The sequence below is a fragment of the Vibrio sp. qd031 genome (genome assembly GCF_002100145.1).
In the GTDB taxonomy this organism is placed as follows: domain Bacteria; phylum Pseudomonadota; class Gammaproteobacteria; order Enterobacterales; family Vibrionaceae; genus Vibrio.
In genome coordinates, this window is record NZ_JXQD01000036.1 from 130928 (window position 1) to 147560 (window position 16633).

15 protein-coding genes and 1 tRNA gene are annotated in these 16633 nt (G+C 45.3%); 9 read left to right on the plus strand and 7 right to left on the minus strand.

Translation table 11 applies throughout. The features are described from left to right. Positions 1-172: 172 nt before the first annotated feature. The 5 genes from ST37_RS18930 (at position 173) to ST37_RS18950 (ending at position 6757) form a co-directional block, all read left to right on the plus strand. Entirely contained in the window at positions 173-1561 is a 1389-nt protein-coding gene (locus ST37_RS18930; protein WP_084889105.1) for a hypothetical protein, read from the plus strand. A gap of 9 nt (positions 1562-1570) precedes the next feature. After that, positions 1571-2176, plus strand: a complete 606-nt coding sequence (lpoB, locus tag ST37_RS18935; RefSeq protein ID WP_084889106.1) for a penicillin-binding protein activator LpoB — start codon at positions 1571-1573, stop codon at positions 2174-2176. Between the two features lie 11 nt (positions 2177-2187). Then, positions 2188-3606 (plus strand): DUF6844 domain-containing protein, encoded by a 1419-nt coding sequence (locus ST37_RS18940; protein ID WP_143698253.1) that lies wholly within the window; start codon positions 2188-2190, stop codon positions 3604-3606. A gap of 15 nt (positions 3607-3621) precedes the next feature. Next, entirely contained in the window at positions 3622-4785 is a 1164-nt protein-coding gene (locus ST37_RS18945) for a hypothetical protein (RefSeq protein ID WP_084889108.1), read from the plus strand. Between the two features lie 67 nt (positions 4786-4852). Then, positions 4853-6757: a hypothetical protein gene (locus tag ST37_RS18950; protein ID WP_084889109.1), complete on the plus strand. Its 1905-nt coding sequence runs from the start codon at positions 4853-4855 to the stop codon at positions 6755-6757. A gap of 165 nt (positions 6758-6922) precedes the next feature. Here ST37_RS18950 and ST37_RS18955 read toward each other — a convergent pair. From ST37_RS18955 to rpsU, 5 genes are all read right to left on the minus strand, one after another. After that, positions 6923-6999, minus strand: a tRNA-Ile gene (locus ST37_RS18955). Between the two features lie 145 nt (positions 7000-7144). Then, on the minus strand, positions 7145-8989 hold the full coding sequence (gene rpoD, locus ST37_RS18960; protein ID WP_084889110.1) for an RNA polymerase sigma factor RpoD: 1845 nt from the start codon (positions 8987-8989) through the stop codon (positions 7145-7147). Positions 8990-9089: 100 nt separating this feature from the next. Next, positions 9090-10847 (minus strand): DNA primase, encoded by a 1758-nt coding sequence (dnaG, locus tag ST37_RS18965; protein ID WP_084889111.1) that lies wholly within the window; start codon positions 10845-10847, stop codon positions 9090-9092. 107 nt (positions 10848-10954) lie between these two features. Next, the gene (locus ST37_RS18970; protein ID WP_084889236.1) at positions 10955-11398 is read right to left on the minus strand and encodes a GatB/YqeY domain-containing protein; all 444 of its coding nucleotides are present in this window, start codon (positions 11396-11398) and stop codon (positions 10955-10957) included. A gap of 35 nt (positions 11399-11433) precedes the next feature. Continuing rightward, positions 11434-11649: a 30S ribosomal protein S21 gene (gene rpsU / locus ST37_RS18975; protein WP_001145625.1), complete on the minus strand. Its 216-nt coding sequence runs from the start codon at positions 11647-11649 to the stop codon at positions 11434-11436. Between the two features lie 213 nt (positions 11650-11862). On the opposite strand from rpsU, the gene tsaD reads away from it, so the two are divergent. Beyond that, a complete protein-coding gene (gene tsaD, locus ST37_RS18980; RefSeq protein ID WP_084889112.1) occupies positions 11863-12894 on the plus strand; it encodes a tRNA (adenosine(37)-N6)-threonylcarbamoyltransferase complex transferase subunit TsaD in 1032 nt (343 codons plus the stop codon). Between the two features lie 52 nt (positions 12895-12946). On the opposite strand, the gene plsY is transcribed toward tsaD, so the two are convergent. Beyond that, positions 12947-13534 (minus strand): glycerol-3-phosphate 1-O-acyltransferase PlsY, encoded by a 588-nt coding sequence (plsY, locus tag ST37_RS18985; RefSeq protein ID WP_084889113.1) that lies wholly within the window; start codon positions 13532-13534, stop codon positions 12947-12949. Positions 13535-13655: 121 nt separating this feature from the next. On the opposite strand from plsY, the gene folB reads away from it, so the two are divergent. The 3 genes from folB to ST37_RS19000 are packed head-to-tail and all read left to right on the plus strand — an operon-like array spanning position 13656 to position 15301. Continuing rightward, complete coding sequence (gene folB, locus ST37_RS18990; RefSeq protein WP_084889114.1) at positions 13656-14009, plus strand: bifunctional dihydroneopterin aldolase/7,8-dihydroneopterin epimerase; 354 nt, start codon at positions 13656-13658, stop codon at positions 14007-14009. Further along, entirely contained in the window at positions 14006-14497 is a 492-nt protein-coding gene (gene folK, locus ST37_RS18995; protein WP_084889115.1) for a 2-amino-4-hydroxy-6-hydroxymethyldihydropteridine diphosphokinase, read from the plus strand. Before folB ends, folK begins: the two co-directional genes overlap by 4 nt. Continuing rightward, entirely contained in the window at positions 14498-15301 is an 804-nt protein-coding gene (locus ST37_RS19000) for an undecaprenyl-diphosphate phosphatase (protein WP_084889116.1), read from the plus strand. Positions 15302-15372: 71 nt separating this feature from the next. Here ST37_RS19000 and ST37_RS19005 read toward each other — a convergent pair whose 3' ends face one another. After that, positions 15373-16611 carry a multifunctional CCA addition/repair protein gene (locus ST37_RS19005; protein ID WP_084889117.1) on the minus strand — a complete coding sequence of 413 codons (1239 nt, stop codon included), beginning with the start codon at positions 16609-16611 and terminating at the stop codon, positions 15373-15375. Positions 16612-16633: the final 22 nt, after the last annotated feature.

Here is a 16633-nt window from a genome sequence, read left to right on the forward strand (position 1 = left end):
ATACAAGAGGGGGTTACATTTAATTACAGTTAAAAATAGCTCGTTACTTTCAATTTAGTGTGCGACCTATTTATTACTAGACGCTATACGATTTAAAAAGTTAACCTTGATCTAAACGAAAAATACGCGTCAATTCAACATAATAAAAATTTAAAATTGGAAAGGGAATTCAATGTCTATTGCTAAAAATAGCATGCGAAAGCAGTGTTTATTTGCTTTTGGCTGTTTAGTCCTTGGTGGTTGTGCCTCAATTACCCAAAAACAAACGCTCTCTTCTTTTAATAATGCGATGGAGAAAGGGGATTACGTCACCGCTTCTACAATGGCAGTTCAGCACTCTGGTTTCAATGCTAAACATGGCACCGTCGACGATTTACTTTGGGGCCTTCAAGCCGGCCTAACGCAAGCCCAATTAGGTCAGGTCGACACTTCGATTGCTATTTTAGACGCAAGCGAAAACATGATGAAAGATGAAGACTTAGAAGGTGTCCTTTCACGAAGCACATCCATTATGGGCTCAACATTAACGAATGATGCTCAACTTAGTTATAAACAGTCTCATTATGATGGTGTGATGCTAAATACGACTAAAGCATGGGCGTTTTTGGCTCAAAATGATTATGCAAACGCTCGAGTTGAGCTCAATAGGGCAGAAGAAAGACAAAGAAGAGCGGTTCATTATTTTGAAAAACAGATCTCAAATCAACAGCAAGCGCAATCGGATGAAATCAATGCGCAAATCGATCAAACGTTAACGGCTAAAGAAACTCAAATCGCGCTACAACGAGCCGGATTCCAAATGGGAAAATGGGAGCCCTACCAGGGCTACGTCAATCCTTTTACAACTTATACTTTTGGGCTCAATTATCTGATTCATGGTAAAAGCCGCTCAGATTACCAAAGAGCCATAGAGGCTTTTGAAAGAGTCGATAGTCTTTCGCCATCACCAATGGTGAAAAAAGATCTTGAACTTGCGCGCCAATTAGCGGCGGGCAATACAAATGCTCGCAACAATAAGATTTGGCTAGTATTTGAAAATGGTCAATCATCAATTAAAGAAGAAAAACGCGTTGATATTCCGCTGTTCCTAGTAACCAATAAAGCCAATTATACCGGCATGGCTTTACCAAGACTAAAAGCGCGTGGTGCTGCCTATCCCGAAATTAGAGTGAATGGTGAATCAAGTACCATTGTTGCCGATATGGATCGGATCATCGCGGCTGAATTTGATAAAGAATTTCCAACCATCCTTAGTCGAGAAATATCACGCATGCTGGTTAAATTGACGGCAGAAGTCGCACTCAATGAGCAAGATGAATTACTTGGGTTGGCAGCGTCCCTTTATTCGATTGCAACTACATCAGCAGATGTTCGCAGCTTTAGTGCCCTGCCAAGTCAGTATCACACGGCTCAGGTTGATAAGGTAGGAAACAGCTTTACGTTAGAGATAGGCGGGCAATCACATATCATCGAATTAGACGAATCCGCGAACAGCCATATTGTGCATGTAAAAGCTCCCGTCGCAAACGTCGAACCTATCATCAATATAATTAATCTTTAAGGTCAAAATATGTCTAATTACCGCCTATTATTTATTGCAACCACTGTTGCCTCAACACTTGCCCTTACCGGTTGTTCTACACCTACTACGGTTATCGATGCCAAGGACCAATCGAGTAATATCGTTGCAGGGTTGTCATACGCAGATTTCAATGGTGCCAGCAGCATATTAATTGATGATCTAAACGCTAGCCCAGGATTCGATCGTGCAGACGGCTCTCGGATTATTGTTTATATGGGTAATATCGAAAACGACACTATGCAAAGAATTGATACAGACCAACTTGCAAAGGGTCTGCGCGTAAAAATGCTGAGATCAGGTAAGTTTGCAATGACAACAGCATTTGGTGAAGACAGTGCGACAAAGGATTTCCGAGATCTTAAAGACTCTGACATGGTTGATCAATCGACCGTCAATAAAGGACAAACGGTGATTGCTCCAGACTTTAGCATGACCGGTAAAATTTTGGAGCGTACCAACAGGTTAGATAATGGTGACACTCGCCTCGATTACTACTTCCAACTCTCGTTAACGCACCTTAAAACAGGGATTGCATATTGGGAAGGTGAGGAGGTAGTAGGTAAAATCGCTGATGGCTCGAGCGTAAACTGGTAGAGATGAAAAAAATGAAAACAAAAAATTCACTTAAACAGACGCTACTTGTTAGTGCGTTAGGCTTCTCATTTACGTCTGCTGCTATTGGTCAGACTGATGAGCAAGTTATCGTCGAAATTGATGAGCCAGCGCAAACAGCGGCGCAAATCACTCAAGATGCGAGTAGCCCTGCTGATGATACACAGCAACAAATTGAACGTTACTTAGCGAAGACTAATCAATCGATTATTAATGCTGGCAAGTCTCATTTGTTTAAGTTTTACAGTGGTACTGCACAAATCCCTGTAACCAAAGATAATCCCGATTGGGCAATATTTCGTGCTAATGCACTAGATGAAGCTGTTGCAAGTGCGCGAGAGGAGTACCTAAAGACCGTTAACACCTCTGTCATGCAAGAAACCGTTAAAGAGTTTTTTAAAGAGCGCGGATTGCCAGAACCAACAGCCGACGAATTTAAATCTCAGTCGACGTTTGAACAGCTTATGGATAAGGCGATAGCCGTTGTCGATACCGCGCTCCTCAATCAATTGAAAGGGATGGGTATTGACGCTGCTAAATTTGAATCTTCGCCACCGCAAAAGAAACAAACTTTATTACGCCAATACTTTGGAACTAAAACCGTTACCACAGCCTATGGTGATATTTCTGGCTTAACCGTCACTAAAACCTTTGAGAACTATCTAGATAATGGCAAAGGGACAGTAGGCGTCATTATGGTTTTGTCCGCTGACAGGCGCGATCAAATTGTGGATATGGTTAACTCTGATGGTCAGATAGCGCCGTCGCCTGACAAAGCCAACCCCAAGTTTGCTAACATTAACGCCGCACTTTCTGAGAATCCAGCCCCTTATTTAAACAAAGGTGTACGTGTTCATTATGACGCTCAAGGCTACCCGATGCTAATCGCCTACGGGCAAAGCGGAGTCACCTATAGCAGCGATCCCGATGAGACTTACTTTGAACGCAAAGCCGCATATGATTTTGCAGAATCAGATGCCTGGGGTTCACTGGCGTCAGCTTATAATCTCAGTGGTGAATATAGCCAAAGTGCGCTATCCGCTAAAACAGCAGAAAAAGAACGAATGTCGACACTCGTTGGTCCAGGCTCTGTAAGTACAGCTACAACGGGAATTCAGCACAGTATCCGTTCTAGCCTAGAGGCCAGTACTGCGATGACAGCAAAAGTTAGCGGACTAAATGGTGTGACGTTCCAACATAAGTGGCGCGCTAAACATCCAGCTAGTGGCAAAGAGATGGTTGGTGTTGCGTTGGTTTGGCACCCTATTGCGGTGCAAGAAACCATTAACTTGCAAAGTGGTAAACGCGCAACCGATATTAACCAAAGCACGGTTAACGCTAATGAACCCGTCAATTCAACTACTTCAAAAAGCTATGAGTCGGACGACGGTTTCGACTTAGCTGACTTTTAAACGATAAGGGAAAACGTGAAATCACCGATCAAATGGTGGCGCACCCTCGTCATCGCTGCGGCATTATGCGTGGCGATGACGGTTTCCGCGCATGCCGAAACAATCAACGTAGAGAACACGGGTACGGGTGCATCACTTCAACAGGCAATTGATGAAGCTGTTAGGCGGTCAATCGAGCAGGTGAAGGGTGTTTCGATTGAAAGTATTCGTATCAACGAGTCTTCCTATGAACGAGACAGCAATAAAGGTTCAAACTTTAAAAACCAATCCCAACACGGCCAATCTGTGACCACTCAAGGCAATGCCACCTACAGAATTATCAGTGAGAAATGTCAAGCAAACGAGTGTCGAGTAAGACTAAGTGTTGACGTGTCGGTACCTGACGGTTATGAACGTCAAAAGAACTTAAAATCACTAAACAAAAATCGCCGTACTATCGCCATTGCCCCCTTTACTGGCCCCAAGGCCGCGGCAATAGCACGTGAAGTTGAAGCGCGTTTTGTTCAAGATCGCAAATTCTCGGTACTGACTGACTTAAACAGCACTAATTTAGACTATGTACTCGAAGGAAGGGTTATTGAAGCGTATACGCATAAATCTGTCACTGATAACTCTAGGACCGTAAAATTAACCGGTGAATATATCGAAGATATCACCACCACCTATCGTTCTAAAGTATTGCTCGAATACAAGTTAATCGATCGAGTTAATCAGCAGGTAAAGTGGAGCGCCGTAGTTCCAACCACCTCCGGTCGCAATAACCTCAGTTTGCTTATTACACTGTCAGCAGGAAAAGTGTTTGATCAACTAAAAGAGAACATCTACCCACTTATGCTTATCAAGAATACTGATGGCAGCTTAGTGCTTAATTCTGGTGGTGAAACAGTCAAGCAGGGGCAGCGCTTTGATGTCTTTTCACTTGGTGAAAAGATTATTGACCCAATAACAAAAGAGTCTCTTGGCTACAATGAAACCAAAGTTGGCCAAGTGCGTGTTAGTCGCGTGTTGCCTAAACTTGCTTACGTTGAGTTAACTTCTGGGTCGTTGGATAATGTGGCAAAGCATGCGTTTGTTCGCAGTGTTCCTATTGTTTACAGTTCTCCCAAAACTCCGACTCCTGTTAAACCTGCCGCAACAAAACCTAAGCAAGATAGCACACCAACCCGCATCTCGTTTTAGATTTACTCCCTATGGGCAGCTAGTAGCTGCCTTATCTTATATATATATCATTTCACACGGATAGAGCATGAGTTATAAGCAATACTTGGTTCGAGCCTTCGGCATCGTACTCGCCACTGCTGCATTCTCAAATGTAAGCGCATACGAAATAACCACTCCAAGCGAACAGTTGTATTTAGAGTCGAGTTTCAAGTCACAAAATGGCGCACCTACCATTCATTTTTATACTAAGAAATCTTGTAAAGAAAACTGTGATAGGTATTTAGAAATAGGCAACAAAGTAATGCGTTTCAATCCTGATGCAAGCGTAATAGCACGGGCTCGATACAAAGGAAAAAGTTACGCAGTAGTCAAACAAGGTTATATTAAGAATGATGGTAAAAAAAGTTTTAGTCGTGATGAGTATCACTTCGCTAGTGAGCAGGGGGCACAAAGGCGAATAGCTAAAACGTTGTGTGGTAACTCACTTGATACAGGTATTACAGTTCGTGGTGAGCTTATTTGCGTCACAAACAAATCTATTGAAGTTCACGATGTCAATGACTCCCAACAAATCGAACTCCCTGTCAGTGCCGACATCGCTACTATCAACAATAACTTAGCTGGCACCTTGGGCATTTCTATTATTGACACTCAAAGTAAGCAACTGGCCTATAGCAATTATTACAATCTTAATGCGAATGGCGATAAGGCTTGGCAAACAATGCCGACCGTGATTCATAGTCGCTCTGATCGCCGTAACGTAATGGCTTTATATCCTGTAAACCGGGCTAAAAGTGTCGTTGCAGTCTATGAATATGTAAGCGCTTTAAACAAAGGGCTAAATCTATATCAGTTTGATGAAGAAGGAGGCAGTTATCGCGTTGTCACCAATAATGAAGACAATAGCTGGGGATTTGAACCTGAAGTGTTTTATATTGGCGGACAATACGTAATCACGGCTAAGCAAGGGTTTAACAACGATAAGGCAACTTACTATATAGACTCATCTTTACTATCGGAACCCGAAACATATTCTAATGAAAACAATAATGCGAGCATGTTTGAATTTATGGGAGGTTATGGGGTCCAAGCGAATAAATGGGAAGCTTGGCAGAGTGTTAACGAGGATATTGAAACTAAATACAGCATTGATGATTCATTACTTCACACTGTTTACCTGCAGGGGCGAATAAAGGATACTCAAGTCAGTCTAAAGTACTTAACCAGTTTAGCCGATGAAAGTAACACACAAGGTGCAAGCGAATCTGTAGACATTTTAACTGGCCTCGTCGACTTTGATGGTTTTTTTAAGGGTGCAGATACACTGCGTTTTAAAATGGATATTATGAAAACCAGTGGCACTGCTAATTTCAAATCCAGTAATCAAAATTTCTGTTTACAGAGTGGATGCAATGTTACTAGCGAGTTTGATTCGAAATATGTCAACATTGAAACTTTAGTATTCAGTGAAGGTGGTAACTTCATGGGACTGAGTTACACAAACTACGCTATGCCTAGCGCACTGGGTTTACAGACTTCGTCGGAACGGTTACACGGTATCGCGTTCGATGAAGACTATGAACACAAGAAATATATGTTTGTGATTGGTCGTGATGCTGCGGCTTACGCTTCCCGCTACGAATTGGATTACAAAGGTATTTACCTTCTGCCTACTCTTGGCATTGGTGCGGTGCAACACGGGTTCTCGGATAGCGCCATTCAAGAGGCACTAAATGGTGATGGTAGAGATGTCATTGGCGAATTCGCACTAGCACTAACAGGGACGATTGACTTCGGGTATATCTATCAGCGCCGTTGGCTGGAATCAAAAGGGCTTGGGTATTCAGTACAAGGTGGTCTGCGCGCTAAATACGACTGGACATCATCAAAAGCTGCGTTTACGCCGTCAAGTCATGATGACTTAGAGATCGCTTATTCAGGCTCGAATTTAATGTGGGGCCCGTATTTGCAGTTCAACGTTATTTTTTAGAGTTTAATCTACATTCTATGTTTATGCATAGTTTTAGAGCCAAATTAGCGAATAGCCTCAGTTCATAATTAATCCAGAGCTTCCGGAATGGGGTCAGAGTCAATTGACTCTGACCCCAAAAGCTAAAGGCCTGAGAACGCATGCGCTCTCAGGCCTTTATGTATTTGGTGGCCCCTCACAGACTTGAACTGTGGACCTAACGATTATGAGTCGTGCGCTCTAACCAACTGAGCTAAGGGGCCGAATAGGTGAACGATTATAGGGGATGCTTCTCAGGCTGTCTAGAGAGCAAAGGGTGGATTTGCGCTTAGTTTTTATCCACTTAGACCAGTAGATACAAAAAAGGTGAGCCTAAGCTCACCTTTTAAACACTTTTACATCAAACGATTACTCGTCCAAGAAGCTGCGCAGGGTTTCTGAGCGGCTTGGGTGACGGAGTTTACGCAGTGCTTTTGCTTCGATCTGACGGATACGCTCACGAGTAACGTCGAACTGCTTGCCCACTTCCTCTAGGGTGTGGTCAGTGTTCATGTCGATACCAAAACGCATGCGAAGTACTTTCGCTTCACGGGGTGTTAATCCAGCAAGAACGTCTTTAGTCGCGACTTTTAGACTGGTCGATGTTGCAGAGTCTAAAGGAAGCTCTAGAGTCGTATCTTCGATGAAATCACCTAGATGCGAATCTTCGTCATCACCGATTGGCGTCTCCATAGAGATAGGCTCTTTCGCGATCTTCAATACTTTACGGATCTTGTCTTCAGGCATTTGCATGCGCTCAGCAAGTTCTTCTGGTAGAGGTTCACGGCCCATTTCTTGAAGCATTTGACGAGAAATACGGTTCAGCTTGTTGATGGTCTCGATCATGTGAACAGGGATACGAATAGTACGTGCCTGGTCTGCAATTGAACGAGTGATCGCCTGACGGATCCACCATGTAGCGTAAGTCGAGAACTTGTAACCACGACGGTACTCAAACTTATCAACCGCTTTCATCAAACCGATGTTACCTTCTTGGATAAGATCCAAGAACTGTAGTCCACGGTTGGTGTACTTCTTCGCAATCGAGATAACCAGACGTAAGTTCGCTTCAACCATCTCTTTCTTGGCGCGACGAGCTTTCGCTTCGCCAATTGACATGCGACGGCTGATCTCTTTAATGTTTTGAACGGTTAAAGAGGTCTCTTCTTCAATCTGCTTTAGCTTATGAATGCTGCGACGAATTTCTTCTTCGTTACGTTTGATCTTCGGAATGTACGAAGAGCCAGACGCCAGTACGATATCAAACCAAGCTTGGTTTGATTCGCTGCCTGTGAACAACTGAATAAATTCTTTCTTTGGCATTCCACCGTATTCTACCGTTTGACGCATAATCAAACGCTCTTGAGTACGAACGCGGTCCATAGAGGTGCGCAATTCGTTAACCAAGTGGTCGAACTGTTTTGGTGTAAGACGGAACTCGCTAAAGATCTCCAAAAGCTCAGTATTGGCCTTTTGGTAGTCTGCGCCATCACGGCCTTTTTCGTTGATGACCAGCTGAAGATCTTGGTATGAGTTGCGAAGTGAAGTGAACTTCTCTAGAGCAAGCTCCGGATCAATACCGGTATCTTCTTCTTCGTCATCTTCGTCGTCGTCGCTGTCTTCTGCGTCTTCGTCTTTCAAGTCGTTTTCAGCCAGCTCTGACCCTACGTGTGTCGCAGTAGGTGCAGCTGTTTCATCATCGTTAGGGTCAACAAAACCGTTGATCACGTCAGTTAGACGCATCTCTTCAGCTTGTACTTTGTCGAACTGCTCTAAGATGTAAGGAATGGTACCAGGGTATTCAGCAACAGAGCGCTGTACTTGGTTAATTCCGTCTTCAATACGTTTTGCAATGTCGATTTCGCCTTCGCGAGTCAACAGCTCTACCGTGCCCATTTCACGCATATACATACGCACAGGGTCGGTAGTACGGCCAATTTCGCTCTCTACACTTGAAAGTGCAGCGGCAGCCGCTTCTACTGCTTCCTCGTCGACAACGGCATCGTCATCGTTGATAGACATGTCATCGTCTTCAGGGGCGCTTTCCACCACCTTGATGCCCATGTCGTTGATCATCTGAATGATATCTTCTACTTGTTCCGAATCTACGATTTCGGCAGGTAGGTGATCGTTAACTTCTGCGTATGTCAGATAGCCTTGCTCCTTGCCTTTTATAACAAGTTGCTTCAGCTGTGACTGCGGATTTTGATCCATAGACGGTATCCAACTTTAGGTCTGGTAAAGAATTATAGTTTGCGAAATGCAGACCGCTCATTATAGCAAAATATCACTTGACGCGCCATTCGATAGGGATTCATGCCTTTAAGTCTAGCATCAATGCGACTAGCTCCCTTTTTTCATCGACTGATAAGCCGACACTTCTCTCTTTGGCTTGTAAGTTTTCTATTTGCTTTTCAACGCATTGGGCGAATATTTTGTCCAATGAATCGATAAATATTGTTTGTTCGTTGTCTTCGTCGAGTGGGATATCCCACGCCGCTAATCGAAACAACAAAGACTCATGTTTTGTTCCGCGCCAATTCTCAAGTAACTGACCAGTGGTGATATTGGGGGTATTTACACAAATATCAACCACTTCACACAATAAACTTAACCCAGGTACGGTTAGTTCACGAACCGCATCAAGATTCGGGACCAATTCGATGAACGAAGGGTGCTGAAGTAGCAATGCAATCACTTCTCGCATTGGGGTACGTTTTATCTCTTGATGAGGTCGAGGAATTGTCGACTTTTTCTGGCTTGGTTGGGCCATTTGATTCAACAGGCGCTGATCAAAAATACCTATGCGCTCCCCAAGCCGTTTGGTGAGTTGCTGTCTCAACGCATCGGATGGGATTTTACCAATGAGTGGCTTGGCCAGTGCCGCCAGTTTTGCCTTGCCTTCTTCGTTACCTGAGTCAACTTGGGTGAGCAAGTTATCGAACAGATATTCCGAAACTGGGGTCGCTGAGGCAATTTGCGCCTCAAACTGTTGTTTTCCATGTTTACGGATGTACGAATCTGGATCTTCACCATCGGGCAAAAACATAAATTTTAATGTGTTGCCGTCTTTTAAATAGCTCAGCGCATTTTCTAACGCTCGCCACGCAGCTTCACGACCAGCGCGGTCGCCATCGTAACAACAGACCACGGTATTGGTTTGTCTAAATAGCAGCTGTAGGTGATCACCAGTGGTTGACGTGCCTAATGACGCGACCGCATAGTCAACATCAAACTGAGCAAGTGCCACCACATCCATATACCCCTCAACAACAAGCACTTCACGTGGTTCGCGGTGCGCTTGCAGCACTTCGTACAATCCATACAGCTCTTTGCCTTTGTGGAAAATCGGAGTTTCTGGTGAGTTTAGGTATTTGGGCGTGCCATCGCCAATCACACGGCCGCCAAAGCCAATGACACGTCCACGTCGATCGCGAATAGGGAACATCACTCGACCACGGAAGCGGTCATAGCGGTTGCCCTGATCGTTTTCTATGAGCATGCCGCCGCTCACTAACATCTCTTGAGTCGCGGGTTGTTGGCCAAAGTTCTTGCGAACGGAATCCCACTCGTCTGCGACCCAACCAATGCCAAACTTTTTCACCACCTCACCAGAAAGACCGCGATCTTTTAGGTAGTCGATGGCTATTTTGCCACTGGCTTGGCTGAGTTGGCTGCGATAGTAGTTAGAGATGGAGCCCAGCAAATCATACAGTGAACGTTTTTGCTCACTGTTGGCGGTAGGACCTTTTTGAAAGTGTCCAGAACGCTCTTCTCGAGGGACTTCGACACCGGAAAAGGAGGCGAGCTCTTCGATGGCTTCGACAAAGTCTAGGCGTTCGTACTCCATAAGAAAATCAATGGCATTACCATGCACACCGCACCCAAAACAGTGATAAAACTGTTTTTCTTGGCTTACGCTAAAAGAGGGGGTTTTTTCGTTATGGAATGGGCAGCAAGCGCCGTGGTTCTTACCTTTTTTCTTTAGTTTTACGCGAGGGTCGATGATATCGACAATATCTACGCGATTTAGGAGGTCATCGATAAAGCTACGTGGAATATGGCCAGCCATGACTTTAAGGTTGTCTCCGTAAAATTTTTACTAGAAATAAGGACGTTAGATACAAAACAAGCCGTGCATTCTTAGAATAGCACGGCTTGTTCTAAACCGGGGTGGGGTTAGCCAAGTTTTGAGCGAACGAGTCCGCTGACTTTCCCCATATCTGCGCGTCCTTGAATCTGTGGCTTCAATACGCCCATTACTTTGCCCATGTCTTGCATGCCCGCAGCGCCAGATTCGGCAATCGCAGCTTCAATAAGCGCGCTTACTTCATCATCGCTAAGCGGTTGAGGCATAAAATCCTCTAGCACAGCAATTTCGGCCAGTTCAACATCAGCAAGATCGGTACGATTTGCTTGTTGAAATTGAGCGACAGAATCTCGACGTTGTTTAACCATTTTTACTAAAACAGCAGTAATGTCGTCGTCCGTTAGCGTAATACGCTCGTCGACTTCACGTTGCTTAATAGCAGATAGAGCTAAACGAATTGTGCCAAGGCGCGGTTTGTCCTTGGCTTTCATCGCAGATTTTTGCTCTTCTTTGAGTCTTTCAATAAGAGCCATCATCAAACCTCAGTGACTAAACGTCAGTTTGTTGATTAGTAAAGACGAACGCGACGTGCGTTTTCGCGAGCAAGCTTCTTAGCGTGACGCTTTTGAGCTGCTGCTTTAGCGCGTTTGCGAACGGTAGTTGGTTTCTCGTAGTGCTCACGACGACGCACTTCAGAAAGGATACCTGCTTTTTCGCAAGAGCGCTTGAAACGACGTAGTGCAACGTCGAACGGTTCGTTTTCACGTACTTTAACTACTGGCATATGCCTTTCACCTCAGGGGTTATTCGTTTGTGCTGACGATTCATGTTGCTCAACATTGAGCGAGAAAGTGTCAGCTAGATCAAAAATGGTGCGGAATTTTAATCCGAACAGAGGGGCTTTGTAAAGCATTTGGTGCGAGAAAATCAGCAATATTTGTTTGCTTGAGGATTAACAGGTAAGATTCGCCAAAGTTTTTAGTAATTTGGATTCACCATGCGCATTTTAGGTATCGAAACCTCCTGTGACGAAACGGGCGTCGCAATCTATGACGACCAGCAAGGGCTATTGTCTCACCAGCTGTACAGTCAAATCAAGCTGCACGCAGACTACGGCGGCGTCGTGCCTGAGCTTGCCTCTCGTGATCACGTTAAAAAAACCTTACCTCTGATTCGCGAAGCGTTAAAAGAAGCCGGTTTAACCAAAGACGATATTGATGGCGTGGCGTATACCGCAGGCCCAGGCTTGGTAGGTGCACTGCTTGTGGGCGCAACCATAGGTCGCAGCTTGGCGTTTGCATGGGATGTTCCGGCAGTCCCTGTGCATCACATGGAAGGTCACTTGTTGGCCCCAATGTTGGAAGATAATCCTCCTCCTTTTCCCTTCATAGCGCTGTTGGTGTCTGGTGGACACACTATGATTGTGGAAGTAAAAAATATTGGTGACTACACCATCTTAGGTGAGTCCATTGATGACGCCGCGGGCGAGGCGTTTGATAAAACGGCCAAGTTAATGGGGCTCGACTACCCTGGTGGGCCTTTACTTTCTCGTCTTGCAGAGAAAGGGACACCCGGTCGCTTTAAGTTTCCTCGTCCAATGACCGACAGACCAGGGCTCGATATGAGCTTTTCGGGTCTTAAAACCTTTGCCGCCAATACTATTTCAGCCAATGATGATAGCGAACAGACTCGCGCCGATATTGCGTATGCATTTCAAGAAGCGGTGTGTGCGACATTGGTGATCAAGTGTAAACGCGCTCTTCAACAAACTGGGCTGAAACGTGTGGTTATTGCCGGCGGTGTCAGCGCCAACAAGCAGTTAAGAGTTGAACTTGAAACGTTAGCCAATAAAATTGGTGGCGACGTCTATTACCCACGTACAGAGTTTTGTACCGATAATGGGGCAATGATTGCGTACGCAGGAATGCAGCGCCTCAAAAATGGCGATACAGCGCCGTTATCGGTTAAAGCAATGCCGCGTTGGCCTATTGACCAGTTAACGCCTGTGAAGGAAGAGGCGACAAGTTAGAGTCGAGAAGCGAGAGGCGAGAAACGAGAAACCAGTGAAAGCGCTACATGGGTTAGCGCTTTCCTACTTTGGGTTCGGTGCCTTCGAATAGTCTTTTAATGTTGTCTTGATGTCGCCAGATGATCAGGCAGCACAACATGGCCACAGGCATGGTGTATTGAGGTTTGATTAAGTAAGTATAAAACGGTGCCAGCAGCGCCGCGATAATCGCCGCAAGCGAAGAAAATCGAAAAATGAACGCTGCAACTAACCAAGTCCCCATTAGCATTGCTGTTAAATCGAGACCAATAGGCGCAATTGCCCCAATGGCTGTCGCAACGCCTTTCCCACCATCAAAATGAAAAAAGATAGGGTAAATATGCCCTAAGCACGCGGTTATGCCAATAACACCTAGAAAGAACGGGGTGATGTTCAAGTAATACGCAAGCCAAACCGGTATTGTCCCTTTTAGCATATCGCACAGTAATACCAGCGCCGCAGGGGTCTTGCCTCCTAGACGGTACACATTAGTCGCGCCAGGATTTCCCGAGCCTGTTTTACGTGGGTCAGGAAGAGCAAAAACACGACAAATCAACACTGCACTCGAGATCGAGCCTAGCAAGTAGGAAAAAACGATCATGATTAGTGTCAGTGCGGACATACGCTTCCTTACATTTTGTCTAGATGATTGAGTATGTTTAGGGTGAAGGTGTAGTATATTACGCCATCGCGACATGTTGAGGAATCCGACCTCAAAAATCGTCTCTTTATTAGGAATTGTTATGGATTCGGTATTTATACAGCAACTGGAAGTCATTACCACTATTGGTGTTTACGATTGGGAGCAGACCATAAAGCAAAAATTGGTGCTCGACATTGAAATGGCGCACGACAATGCACCGGCAGGAAAAAGTGATGATGTGAGTGACGCATTGGACTATTTCTCGGTGTCACAAGCGGTGATCCAGCATATCGAATCGGGGCAGTTTTTATTGGTTGAGCGTGTGGCTGAAGAAGTTGCCGAGTTGATCCGTACTCAATTCTCAGTGCCTTGGGTGAGAATCAAACTGACCAAGCCAGGAGCGGTTGCGCAGGCTGCTGGTGTGGGTGTTGTGATTACTCGAGGTGAGCGTTGAATCGAGTCTATTTGGGGCTCGGTAGCAATATAGAGCCTCTAAAACATTGTGTTCAAGCGATTGTAGCAATCAAGGCTGTTAGCTCTGCGGTCCGATGCTCTACGGCATATCAAAGTGACGCCGTTGGCTTTGACGGGCCAAGGTTTGTGAATCTTGTGGTCGAAATGGAGACTGAGCTATCGCTTGAGCAAGTTGCCACGTTTTGTCGCGAACTTGAGTTTACGCTGGGTCGACCTGAACTGGCCGAGAAGAACCAAAATCGAAGCATCGATATTGATATTCTGCTATTTAACGACCTCATTTCTAATACACCCTCGATACCGAGGGCGGATATTCATCAGTTTGCGTTTGTGCTGTTGCCTATGTATGAGTTAGCCCCGAACTTGGTCATTCCAGGTACGGTGACCTCCATCTCTCAATTATGGGAACAACGACAGCATCAATTATTGGTACAACAACCTATTACTCCCATTCAACTGGATTGTTAAATGAGTTATTTCGAAGCCTTTTTCTTAGCCTTAATTCAAGGCCTTACTGAATTTTTACCTATCTCAAGCTCTGCTCACCTCATCCTGCCCTCAGCGGTTTTAGGCTGGGATGATCAAGGCCTTGCGTTTGATGTGGCTGTGCACGTTGGTACGTTAGCGGCGGTAGTGATTTATTTTAGAAACGAAGTAGTAACACTGCTTCGTGCGTTCTTTGCATCGGTGTTTAAGAAACAACAGACGAAAGAATCTAAACTTGCTTGGATGATCATTTTAGCGACTATTCCAGCAGGGTTAGCGGGACTGTTCCTAAACGATTTGATTGAGCTATACCTGCGCAGCGCGTACGTGATTGCCATTACCACTATCGTATTTGGCTTGCTGCTTTGGTATGCCGACAAAAATGCTCCGCAAAACCAAGATGAGTACCAAACCACATGGAAACAGGCGCTAATATGCGGTCTTGCGCAAGCGATGGCGATGATTCCAGGGACGTCTCGTTCTGGAGCTACTATCACCGCTGCTTTATATCTTGGGTTTACCCGTGAAGCAGCCGCTCGGTTCTCATTTTTGATGTCGATTCCAATCATCTTTTTAGCGGGTGGTTACTTAGGCTCTAAGTTGGTCGCAAGTGGTGAAGCGGTCACGTGGGGTCCTATTGCATTGGGGATCTTGGTCTCCTTTATCAGCGCTTATCTGTGTATTCACTTTTTCTTAAAGCTGATTTCTCGAATGGGTATGACGCCATTTGTGATTTATCGACTGGCTCTGGGTATTGGTCTGTTTGCATTTTTGACCATGCAATAGAGGCTTAGCAGGTAATAAAAAAGCAGCTTTGGTGCAAGCCGGCTGCTTTTTTTGTGTCTCTTTTTTAGTCTTCAGCGACAGGCGTTCAAGGCTTCTCTGACCGCTGCCACTCTGCGCCTATCCAGTTCTTGTCGAATATTTGCACCCTTGAATCCAGCCTCAATAATCGGTGGAATGCTCACACTTTCGGCGGCTTTAAATGCCTGTTCAAATCGACTTTTTTGTGGATAAGGTTGGGTTTCTAACCCTAATCGGCCCTGATGGTCTGCTTGGCATACTAGCAGTACATGCTCAAGCGCTTCAGGTTTTCGCCATACATCTATTTGAGTCAAAACCTTGATAAACGTTTCTGGTCTGAGCTCCATCGCCCGATGGATATTGGTGTGCTGTTTGCAGCTCACCATAGCTAACTGTTTGAACTTATTGGGCACTTTGAGTCTTTCACACAAATCTTTTATCAGCGCAACACCGGTTTGCGCGTGCATTTTATGACTGGGCCACTCTTCTTTGGGAGTGATCCCTTTGCCTAGGTCATGCACTTGAGCGGCAAAGCGAACTTGCACATTGTCAGTTAACTCAGCGGCTTGCTTTGCGACCATCAATGTATGAATGCCGGTGTCAATTTCTGGGTGCCATTTTTCCGGTTGTGGCACGCCAAATAACACATCGATCTCTGGAATCAGTGCATGCAAGGCTCCGCAATCTCTCAGTACTTCTAAAAAGCGCTGCGGTGAGTGTGTTGAAAGCGATTTGTGCCACTCATTCCATACACGCTCGGGCGTCAGTGTTTTGAGTTCTCCGCTTTGGGCAATCTCTTTCATCAATTGCTGGGTTTCTGCTGCGATAGTAAAACCAAGGTGGTCGAGTTTAGCGGCAAAGCGAGCGACACGAAGTACGCGCAGCGGGTCTTCGCTAAATGCCTCAGAGACATGTCGTAATACACGATTGTTAAGGTCCTGCTCGCCACCGTATGGGTCGTAGCGTTTTCCTAGGCTGTCTTGGGCAATGGCATTGATGGTGAGGTCTCTACGTTGGAGATCCTCTTCTAGCGTCACGTCAGGGGCAAAATGACACTCAAAGCCTGTGTAGCCTTGCCCGCTTTTGCGTTCAGTACGCGCTAGTGCATACTCTTGTGATGTTTTGGGGTGCAGGAATACTGGGAAGTCTTTGCCCACCGCTTGATAGCCTGCTTTTAGCATCGCTTCGGGCGTCGCGCCTACCACCACATAATCTTGGTCATAGTTGTCAATGCCGAGCAATTGATCGCGTACTGCGCCGCCTACGAGATAGACGGTTCCTACTTGTGCCATTTGTTATGTTCCCAAAAAAAGT

Coding starts and splice junctions, on each gene's coding strand:
- rpoD (WP_084889110.1), bottom strand. CDS start 8,989: ATGGATCAAAATCCGCAGTCACAGCTGAAGCAACTTGTTATAAAAGGC.
- ST37_RS18940 (WP_143698253.1), top strand. CDS start 2,188: ATGAAAACAAAAAATTCACTTAAACAGACGCTACTTGTTAGTGCGTTA.
- plsY (WP_084889113.1), bottom strand. CDS start 13,534: ATGTCCGCACTGACACTAATCATGATCGTTTTTTCCTACTTGCTAGGC.
- rpsU (WP_001145625.1), bottom strand. CDS start 11,649: ATGCCAGTAGTTAAAGTACGTGAAAACGAACCGTTCGACGTTGCACTA.
- ST37_RS18930 (WP_084889105.1), top strand. CDS start 173: ATGTCTATTGCTAAAAATAGCATGCGAAAGCAGTGTTTATTTGCTTTT.
- folB (WP_084889114.1), top strand. CDS start 13,656: ATGGATTCGGTATTTATACAGCAACTGGAAGTCATTACCACTATTGGT.
- ST37_RS19000 (WP_084889116.1), top strand. CDS start 14,498: ATGAGTTATTTCGAAGCCTTTTTCTTAGCCTTAATTCAAGGCCTTACT.
- tsaD (WP_084889112.1), top strand. CDS start 11,863: ATGCGCATTTTAGGTATCGAAACCTCCTGTGACGAAACGGGCGTCGCA.
- ST37_RS18970 (WP_084889236.1), bottom strand. CDS start 11,398: ATGGCTCTTATTGAAAGACTCAAAGAAGAGCAAAAATCTGCGATGAAA.
- ST37_RS19005 (WP_084889117.1), bottom strand. CDS start 16,611: ATGGCACAAGTAGGAACCGTCTATCTCGTAGGCGGCGCAGTACGCGAT.
- lpoB (WP_084889106.1), top strand. CDS start 1,571: ATGTCTAATTACCGCCTATTATTTATTGCAACCACTGTTGCCTCAACA.
- dnaG (WP_084889111.1), bottom strand. CDS start 10,847: ATGGCTGGCCATATTCCACGTAGCTTTATCGATGACCTCCTAAATCGC.
- ST37_RS18950 (WP_084889109.1), top strand. CDS start 4,853: ATGAGTTATAAGCAATACTTGGTTCGAGCCTTCGGCATCGTACTCGCC.